Genomic DNA, 8,938 nt, shown 5'->3' with positions numbered 1-8,938 from the left:
CCCTACCCCCTACCCCCTCTCTAAATACTGATTAACATCCTCGATAACTCGGGTTAGTTCAGCTTCTGTTGTTAAGCGAATATTAAGGTCACGGATCGTTAACAAAACTTTAGCAGCGAAGGGAGTGGGCCAAATATTAGGATTACAAAAAATTTCTAGAAACACTTCTCCTGTATATCGATATTCCATAGGAGATTGTGGTGTAGGTTTACCACTACCAGACGCAGTTTTAGCAGACACTGCTTTCAGGCTGTGCATCAACTGGTCAAGGGTTGACTTAAGTTCGCGTGCGGCTTCAGGTGAAAAACTAAAAGAAACAGAACCTTCAACTAGATTCAGTGTTAAATGAGTTCCCGACATGAGTTTTGTATAAATACGTCTAAATAATTCATGTTACCGGGATTTAACCTTAAATTCGTAAGGGTTTGCAACATTCTTTAGACGTTGTAAAATTTCCGATGTAAATTATAAAACATAATATTTTTATACGGATTTTATGACTTACGATAACAGGGGTGCAATACAAAGAGTTTTAATTATTACTTTATTGCTAAATATATTTGTTATGGCATTGAAATCTGTGGTGGGATATCTGACAGGTTCCCTAAGCTTACAAGCTGATGCGTTACATAGTGTGACGGATAGTGCCAACAATATTTTAGGATTAGTTGCTAGTCGATTCTCTTCACCAAAACCCGATCGCGAGCATCCTTACGGACACCAAAAATTTGAAGCAGTGGGAGCATTAGGGATTTCTGCTTTTTTAGGTATAGCCTGCTTTGAAATTCTCCAAGGAGCAGTAGAACGAATCATCAATGGCGGTCAGATGGTTAGAATCTCACCGCCAGAATTATGGATATTGTTGATAGTTTTAGGAGTCAATATTGTTGTAGCCTTTTACGAACGTGGTGTGGGACAGAGAGTCGGTAGCCCGATTCTGATTGCTGACGCCAAACACACCATGAGTGATATTTGGGTGACAATTTCTGTTATTGGTGGGTTGATTGGTGTATGGTTGGGCGTTCAATGGATAGATGTAGCTTTAGCTTTTCCTGTAGCGTTGTTGGTTTTTTGGAGTGGCTGGACAGTTTTAACAGAGAATTTACCTTGGCTGGTTGACCAAATAGCGATCGCACCGGAAGCCATTCATGCGATCGCAGTTTCTGTTCCGGGTGTTCTTAACTGTCACGATATTGCTTCTCGGGGTGTTTTAGGTCGTCAAACCTTCATTGAGATGCACTTAATAGTAGATGCATCAGACGTAGAGACGGCTCATCAAATTACAGAAGAAGTAGAAAGGCGGTTAGAAGAACGTTTTCATCCAGTTAGAGTTCTCATTCACGTCGAACCGCCTACCTATCAATCCAGTCATATTACTTTTTGATAGTTGTTAGTGGTTAGTTGTTGGTTGTTAGTTGTTGGTTGTTAGTGGTTAGTTGTTGGTTGTGGGTTGTTGGTTGTGGGTTGTTGGTTGTTGGTTGTTAGTGGTTAGTTGTTGGTTGGAATTGCCACTAACCACTAACCACTAACCACTAACCACTAACCACTAACCACTAACCACTAACCACTAACCACTAACCACTAACCACTAACCACTAACCACTAACCACTAACCTATTCCCACTCTATAGTTCCAGGTGGCTTGGAGGTGATATCGTAAACGACGCGGTTAACGCCTTTTACCTCATTCACAATTCGGTTGGAAATCACTTCTAGAACATCGTAAGGGACACGCGCCCAGTCTGCTGTCATACCATCTTCACTTTGTACAATTCGCAAAACGATGGGATAAGCATAGGTACGTTGATCGCCCATGACTCCCACACTGCGAATTGGCAGCAGTACAGCAAAAGCCTGCCAGTAATCGTGATACAAACCACGTTGGTTAATTTCTTGACGCACGATTAGATCGGCATCGCGCAAAATGTTTAAGCGTTCGGCAGTCACTTCACCTAAAATGCGAATTGCCAAACCAGGTCCTGGGAAAGGATGCCGTTGTACAATTTCTTCTGGCAAACCGATGGCACGCCCGACTTTACGGACTTCATCTTTAAATAGCTTCCGTAGGGGTTCTACCAATTTAAATCGCAAATCTTTAGGCAATCCGCCAACGTTGTGGTGACTCTTAATTTTTACTGCAACTCGTTCCCCAGTTTGCGGGTCAACATTCGTATCGGCAGATTCAATCACGTCTGGGTAGAGGGTTCCTTGTGCCAAATAATCAAATGGACCTAGTATTTTGGACGTTTCCTCAAATGCACGGATAAATTCGTGTCCGATAATACGACGCTTTTCTTCGGGGTCAGTAATGCCATCCAAGGCGGAAAGAAAACGCTCTCTAGCATTGACGTATTCTACAGGGATATGGAACTGTTCTTGGAACAGTTTTAGTAACCTCTCTGGCTCGTACTTCCTCATAAAGCCTTGGTCAATAAAAACACAAGTCAGTTGGTCGCCAATAGCTTTGTGCAGTAAGAATGCTAAAGTAGAAGAATCAACTCCTCCAGAAAGTGCTAGCAATACACGTTTGTCACCGACTTTGGCGCGAATTTCTCGAATTGCGTCTTCTACAAAAGCAGCAGTCGTCCAAGTTGGTTCGCACTCACATATGTGGTACACAAAGTTACGAATTAAAGCCAGACCACCAATAGAATGAACGACTTCTGGATGAAATTGAACCCCGTAGAGTTTTTTCTTGTGCTCGGCAATAGCTGCACAAGGGGTATTTTCTGTATGTGCCAGCACTTCAAACCCTGGTGGCATACTGATGACTGAGTCCCCGTGGCTCATCCACATAGTTGTGCCATCTTCGACGTTAGTCAGTAAGTCTGTTGGATCGTCTATATGTAGAGAGGCTTTTCCGTACTCCCCTCGGTCAGCTTTTGCCACTTCTCCGCCCATTTGCTGCACCATAAGTTGCATACCGTAGCACACACCTAAGATAGGAATTCCTAAATCCCATATCTTTGGATCGCAATGGGGAGCACCGTTGTCATACACTGACTTTGGTCCACCAGACAGAATGATTCCCTTAGGATTGAGTTGACGTAATGCTTCAACTGTAGTGCGATAGGAAAGGACTTCTGAATAAACCTGTGTTTCGCGAATTCGACGAGCAATCAGTTCGGAATATTGAGAACCGAAGTCTAGAATTACAATGATTTGGCGATTGAGTTGCCTCAAAGATTCCTCTGTTTGAGGAGCTTGTTGTGTGGGTAGAGTCACCGCAGTATTCATGACGGAAATGGTGTAAGTAGAGTGAAAGATTAACAACAAATGAGTATTGATTGATACCAGTGTCTGCCTTACCAACTTGTGATGGTAAAATAGCTCCTTCTTGAACGCGACTTTGCTGCGCGACTGTCAGACCTTATGTGTAGCAGTGAGATTACGAAAAAACTTACTCTAGCCTGGTAAAAAAAAGTTATTGAAAGTTAGTGTTTAAGATTATTCATATTAAATTAACATAATTTTGCCATGAGAGCATGTGCAGTTTTGCTTTTTACAATAACTTTGCGATCGCGATCGAAAAGGACTGAGCCAACAGATGGCAATGTCCCTGCTTCACCAATCTGGTTCTTTATATAATCTTGCGAACGAGAATCGATTTCTTTAACAATAGAAGTGTATACCCGTTCTACCCAATTATTTCCATGAAATGTATCCAAAGAGCGGAGGTAAACCAAAGCTGCTTCTGCAGTGTTGCTGTTAAATACAGCCTGCAAGTCCAGAGTGGGTAGACCAACGTTAGCACAGTGAGCCACTAGAATTTCCCGACGTCCATCAGCAAGATGGTGATGGGTGTGAAAGATTCCACCTGCAAGTTTTATGAGCTTGCCATGATATCCAAATAATAGAATTTGCTTAACATTTTGTAAAGCTGCTTCTACCAGCATGGGACCAAGCCAATTAGCTGTTTTTACCAGTTTTTCTTGATTAATCCCTAGTTTTCTTGCTAAATCTAAACCGTTTTCACCAACACAAAACACCAAACAATCAAACCGAGCTACTTTATATTGTAACTGTTCTCGAAAAGCTTCCAGTTGACCGGGAGCGCTTAAGGGTTGAGAAATCCCTGTTGTTCCAAGTAGCGAGAGACCTTCAACAACCCCAAAAGCAGCATTGGAAGTCCGAAGAGCAAGAGACCTTCCTTCTGGCAAAATAATTGTTACAATAATGCTCTCTTCCGGTGCAAGCATTCGCTGCAAATTCTCTTGCAACAACCTTTGGGCGTAAGCGTAAATAGCAGGATTCCCGCCAGCCTCAACTATTTTTCCAATTCCCTCTCCTCCTTTAATAATTATTTTCTCCCCGTCTTTCCCTCCTGTTTTCCACTCCACCAACGCCCAAATAGGAGTGTATTTCGTAATATCTAGATTATCTCCAGGGTCAGAGCGAGCGATCGCCAAAGCCATATTTTCAGACAATCCTGCAACCTGTTCTATGGGTATGTCTACCACTTGGCTGGGTTCAATCAAGTCTACTGATACAGAAAGTAAGGGTTGACGATAATGCAACCAGTGCAAAGCAGCAAGAGCAGACGCACAAGCAAAGACAGGAAGAGTATATCCAGATTGAGACATGGGAATTATGAATTATGAATTGTGAATTGTGAATTGTGAATTGTGAATTGTGAATCATTCATCATTCATCATTCATCATTCTTTTCATTTTTTCCCAAGAGATATCTTGTTGAATGTAACGAGGTGCTTCTGGATTGTAAGGACTTGCGACTCTATCGATTTTGATAATTTTTGCGTCATCTGGTATTACAGGTATGTCGGGATCGAAAGCCGTCGGACGCATTAATGAACTGGAAAAACCTTTGAAAATAGCAATTTGGTCTTGTTCGCCTGCAATTTCTACTGTGACTAGTAAAACTTCTTGAGGACATTTAGTGGTATACTGTTCCAGCTTCTTGCCAATAGAATTCATCATAAATTAACACTGTATCAAGTGTCAGTACATTACTAGAAGAAAGGCAGAGGATTCAGCAAGCAACCTCTGGTGAAGCAGAGTCACGGCTCGGCGCAGTCACTAGCTTCATAACAACCTGCTTGTACCTGAAGAAGCTGAAGCTGAACTGATTCGAGAGTAGGGGGATCGCTTGCAGTATATTCTATTGAGGTGTAGCTGAGCGTCCTTGCTTACCTAACTTAATCAGGACAAAATAGCTGAGATAAAGTACATAGATGACTAAACCAACAATGCCAAGAAAGCCCAGGAATCCGGGTTTAGTGTCGTAATGGAAATAATCTTTAAACATCAGCGGTGCTTCAAACCAGACGCGACAATATGATGTTGCGATCGCAGTTTCTGAAAAAGCACAAACTATGAAAGGTATCAAAGCCAATGCGCCTACAATAGAGTAAATAGTGATAGCCCAACGCCATGAAGTAAAAATTAACTTTAGAGAACTGTTTGGCTGATACTCTATTTCATCATTTAGATCTATCCAAAACCATAATGAAACAGGAATTAAAATACGAGCTATCAATCCCGATATAAAACTAACACCAAATCCACCAATCATTAAGTAAATCGTAATTGCTAGTAAACTAGCAACTCGCCAGTAAATTAGAAGTAAGCGTTGTATGGCTTCAGCTTTTTGTACAAAAGCCCAAAGTAGCAGAATGATAGGCAAAATGAGTGTGAACAATACCGCTAGTCGGTAATCTATCCAAACTAGGGGGCGAAACCAGACGTCATTCATAATATTTCCTCAAAACCTGAAAAAAAACCTCACCCTATTCCCCTAGCTCCTGTTCTAAAGCAGGATGAAAAAGGTTGGAGTGAGATTTCATACATAAGTGCTATTAAAGCACAAAATTTTCAGTCAAGGGTTTCTAGTTGCGTTCCCACCAGTTCTAAGATAAGAACTGTAGAGTTAACTCCTAGTCTTCGTAAACTCTGCACTCATCTGCTTCTGGGTTTGCATCACAATATTGCTCGAGAGATGTTTTGCGCTTTGCTTGGCGTTGGTGAGAAGCCTCAGCTTGTAGTTCTTCCACTGCATCCCAAGCTGCTGCACATTCAGCAGAATTGTTACCTGTGATGTCACATGTAGCACGGGCTTGTTCAACTTCTTGCGAGATCTTGTCTTGGATGTTGCTCATTGTCTTAATTCTTGTTGCGTGTTTTCAATACTAGTATAGAAAAATTTCAAAAATGAGAGTTTTTCGTACTATTATCCTTCATTTTACTGTGTCTGTGCAATAATTTTGCCAGTTCAAGGAGCAATGCTTCATAATTATTACAGCATTTGTGACAATAGCCGTGTATTCGTCTATAATGTTTTAATGTTTTACCAACACCGTCGGAAAGATGTAGATCGTACAATACTTCTTGCGGCAAATCCTAAAAATCAATAAATATAATCATTCTAGAAACGGCAGATTGCTAATGAGGATTCGCAAGAAGTCGCATCAATTCGTGTAGGATGCGTTATAGTAGTCCCCAAAATAGAAATAATCAACCGACTTGCTTAACAACAAAAGCTCCAAGAATAAATAGAGTGTAAAACTCATGGCAGACCAAATGCAGTGGGCAAATGCCCTGTCAACCCGTCCTTCCCTAGAAGCAGCTGTTTCAGATGTCGTACAGCGCACTGTCTCATCGCTAACAGCACCTCCAGATTTAGGGCTGGTGTTTATTTCGTCTGCTTTTACAAGTGAGTACTCTCGGCTTTTACCACTGCTTAGCGAGAAACTGTCAGTGCCTACATTGCTGGGGTGTAGTGGTGGAGGTGTGATTGGTACAACTCAGCGGGGAAAAACACAAGAGTTGGAAGCAGAACCAGCACTCAGTTTAACTTTGGCACGCCTCCCTGGGGTTAATATCAAGCCATTTCATATCGATCCTGAAGAATTACCCGATTTGGATAGTCCACCAGACGCTTGGATAGATTTAATTGGTGTACCACCATCACCTGTACCGCAATTTATATTATTGTCTGGGTCGTTTTCTTCAGGAGTGAACGATTTATTACAGGGTTTGGATTTTGCGTATCCAGGATCGGTAACAGTAGGAGGACAGGCGAGTGGTGGTGGTTTGGGAGGTCGGATTGCTCTTTTCTACAATGACCAACTCTACAGAGAAGGAACTATTGGCGTCGCCCTGAGTGGCAATATTGTCTTGGAAACCATTGTGGCACAAGGATGCAGACCAATTGGAAGACCTTGTCAGGTGACAAAAGGCGATCGCAATATAATCCTAGAACTCAACGAGCAAGTGCCGTTAAAGGTATTGCGAGATGTGATTGGGGGTCTGAGTGAAGAAGATCGGATGCTGGCACAACATTCTTTATTTGTTGGTTTAGCCATGGACGAATTCAAGCAAGAATTGTACCCAGGAGACTTTCTCATTAGAAGTATTTTAGGGGTAGAACCATCCGCCGGGGCAATTGCGATCGCGGATTATGTTCGTCCCGGACAGCGCGTGCAATTCCACTTACGCGATGCCCAAGCTTCTGCTGAAGATTTAGAATTCTTGCTACAGAGGTATCAAAAAGAGCGCTCTTCTGACGCCGCCCCACTAGGTGCGCTCATGTTTTCTTGTGTTGGTAGAGGAGAAGGGCTTTACGGGAAACCGAATTTTGATTCCCAATTATTCAATCGGTATCTTCAAAACATACCATTAGCAGGGTTCTTTTGTGGCGGCGAAATCGGACCTGTAGGAGGTAGTACAATGATACACAATTATACCTCTGTGTTTGGAATTTGTCGTTCTGCTAATTGCTAATGGCTAATTGCTAATTGCTAATGGCTATTAACAACTAACCACTAACCACTAACAACTAACCACTAACCAAAAGCGTACTATTGTTATCAATGAAAAAGGGTGTACCGCTTGAGTCAATGGCACCATATTTCTGAAAATAGCGACGTAGTTCTAGTGGAAACTCAGGATAGTCAAATACAGCGTCTCCATCAGCCATATTTGCCCAAAAATACCGCAAACTGGGGGCTAATTCTTTTGCTTCGGCTAGGGGTAAACTTATAGGAGGTACAGTTAGCAGCTTGATTAAGAAGGGAAAACTGCGATCGCCCATCCATTTACGGGAGGAAAGTTGTAGATTAGGAAAGTCAGGTACTGAGCATACTCGATAAGACAGAATTTGCAACCAGTCTTGACCGAAATCATTCCTGTGAAACTCTAAAACACGATAAGGATGTGGATAACTGACTAAAGAACCTGTCGTTATATCGTACACTCCGTCTGCGTAGGCGACATCTTGAACGTGTAAATGTCCGGTAAAAACTAGACTAACGCCATATCGTCGTAACAGGTGTAATAGTTCTGGCGCATTCTCCAACATATATCGATTTGCCATATGGTGGCGGGACTGGTTGGGCAAATGTTCCACAACGTTGTGATGTACCATCACGAGCACGAGTTCATCAACAGATGCAGCTAGCACCTCTTCCAACCATTGCAGTTGCTTGTCATCTAAACGCCCTATTTGCTTACCTTGGTCATTAAAGGAGTTAGAATTTAAGCCAACTAGCCTCACTCCTGGTAGCAATTGGCAAGTGTAGTAAAGTTGATTGGTGTTAGCATATCCAAATTTGCGATAATAATGGGGGAAATCGGCAAAGGCTATTGATTGCTCGTTTGCCATCAAAACAGGAACATCATGATTGCCAGGAACAACATAGGCGGGAAACGGTAACTGTGCCAAACGGTTTTGTAACCAAGTATGGTTTTCTGGTTCACCATGCTGGGTTAAGTCGCCTGGTATCAAAAGGAAATCTAAATCGAGTTGTGTGAGATGTTCTATGATGCTGTTAAATGCTGGGATGCTAACTTCGACTAAATGAAAACGATCTGGATGATGCCAGATTGTGTGGGGAACTGCAACGTGCAAGTCGCTGACTACAGCAAAACGAAATTTTAGAGCCATTGACCTAATAGTGATGTTAAAAACAGGTGTAAAAAC

At 42.2% G+C, this 8,938-nt stretch carries 9 protein-coding genes; 2 read left to right on the top strand and 7 right to left on the bottom strand.

From position 1 onward, the window contains the following. Positions 1 to 9: 9 nt before the first annotated feature. Entirely contained in the window at positions 10 to 360 is a 351-nt protein-coding gene (locus F7734_RS12270; RefSeq protein ID WP_155744904.1) for a hypothetical protein, read from the bottom strand. Positions 361 to 496: 136 nt separating this feature from the next. Here F7734_RS12270 and F7734_RS12265 point away from each other — a divergent pair, with 136 nt between their 5' ends. Continuing rightward, on the top strand, positions 497 to 1,384 hold the full coding sequence (locus F7734_RS12265) for a cation diffusion facilitator family transporter (protein WP_155744902.1): 888 nt from the start codon (positions 497 to 499) through the stop codon (positions 1,382 to 1,384). Between the two features lie 230 nt (positions 1,385 to 1,614). Here the strand turns inward: F7734_RS12265 and guaA are convergent, their stop codons facing one another. From guaA to F7734_RS12240, 5 genes are all read right to left on the bottom strand, one after another. Beyond that, on the bottom strand, positions 1,615 to 3,237 hold the full coding sequence (guaA, locus tag F7734_RS12260) for a glutamine-hydrolyzing GMP synthase (protein ID WP_155744900.1): 1,623 nt from the start codon (positions 3,235 to 3,237) through the stop codon (positions 1,615 to 1,617). 224 nt (positions 3,238 to 3,461) lie between these two features. Then, positions 3,462 to 4,583 (bottom strand): cobalt-precorrin-5B (C(1))-methyltransferase CbiD, encoded by a 1,122-nt coding sequence (gene cbiD / locus F7734_RS12255; protein WP_155744898.1) that lies wholly within the window; start codon positions 4,581 to 4,583, stop codon positions 3,462 to 3,464. A 61-nt stretch (positions 4,584 to 4,644) separates the two neighbouring features. Further along, positions 4,645 to 4,938, bottom strand: a complete 294-nt coding sequence (locus F7734_RS12250) for a hypothetical protein (protein WP_155744896.1) — start codon at positions 4,936 to 4,938, stop codon at positions 4,645 to 4,647. A 181-nt stretch (positions 4,939 to 5,119) separates the two neighbouring features. Next, the gene (locus tag F7734_RS12245) at positions 5,120 to 5,713 is read right to left on the bottom strand and encodes a DUF3177 family protein (RefSeq protein WP_155744895.1); all 594 of its coding nucleotides are present in this window, start codon (positions 5,711 to 5,713) and stop codon (positions 5,120 to 5,122) included. A gap of 181 nt (positions 5,714 to 5,894) precedes the next feature. Continuing rightward, positions 5,895 to 6,116: a Calvin cycle protein CP12 gene (locus F7734_RS12240; RefSeq protein WP_155744894.1), complete on the bottom strand. Its 222-nt coding sequence runs from the start codon at positions 6,114 to 6,116 to the stop codon at positions 5,895 to 5,897. A gap of 409 nt (positions 6,117 to 6,525) precedes the next feature. Here F7734_RS12240 and F7734_RS12235 point away from each other — a divergent pair, with 409 nt between their 5' ends. Continuing rightward, positions 6,526 to 7,740, top strand: a complete 1,215-nt coding sequence (locus F7734_RS12235) for an FIST N-terminal domain-containing protein (protein WP_155744893.1) — start codon at positions 6,526 to 6,528, stop codon at positions 7,738 to 7,740. Positions 7,741 to 7,795: 55 nt separating this feature from the next. Here the strand turns inward: F7734_RS12235 and F7734_RS12230 are convergent, their stop codons facing one another. Beyond that, positions 7,796 to 8,902: a metallophosphoesterase gene (locus F7734_RS12230; RefSeq protein ID WP_155744892.1), complete on the bottom strand. Its 1,107-nt coding sequence runs from the start codon at positions 8,900 to 8,902 to the stop codon at positions 7,796 to 7,798. Between the last annotated feature and the right edge of the window lie 36 nt (positions 8,903 to 8,938).

It is taken from the genome of Scytonema sp. UIC 10036 (assembly GCF_009725235.1).
Note: the sequence above shows the minus strand (reverse complement) of the source record. Positions and strands in the feature narration are given on the sequence as shown.

Coding starts and splice junctions, on each gene's coding strand:
- F7734_RS12250 (WP_155744896.1), bottom strand. CDS start 4,938: ATGATGAATTCTATTGGCAAGAAGCTGGAACAGTATACCACTAAATGT.
- F7734_RS12240 (WP_155744894.1), bottom strand. CDS start 6,116: ATGAGCAACATCCAAGACAAGATCTCGCAAGAAGTTGAACAAGCCCGT.
- guaA (WP_155744900.1), bottom strand. CDS start 3,237: ATGAATACTGCGGTGACTCTACCCACACAACAAGCTCCTCAAACAGAG.
- F7734_RS12245 (WP_155744895.1), bottom strand. CDS start 5,713: ATGAATGACGTCTGGTTTCGCCCCCTAGTTTGGATAGATTACCGACTA.
- F7734_RS12235 (WP_155744893.1), top strand. CDS start 6,526: ATGGCAGACCAAATGCAGTGGGCAAATGCCCTGTCAACCCGTCCTTCC.
- F7734_RS12270 (WP_155744904.1), bottom strand. CDS start 360: ATGTCGGGAACTCATTTAACACTGAATCTAGTTGAAGGTTCTGTTTCT.
- F7734_RS12265 (WP_155744902.1), top strand. CDS start 497: ATGACTTACGATAACAGGGGTGCAATACAAAGAGTTTTAATTATTACT.
- F7734_RS12230 (WP_155744892.1), bottom strand. CDS start 8,902: ATGGCTCTAAAATTTCGTTTTGCTGTAGTCAGCGACTTGCACGTTGCA.
- cbiD (WP_155744898.1), bottom strand. CDS start 4,583: ATGTCTCAATCTGGATATACTCTTCCTGTCTTTGCTTGTGCGTCTGCT.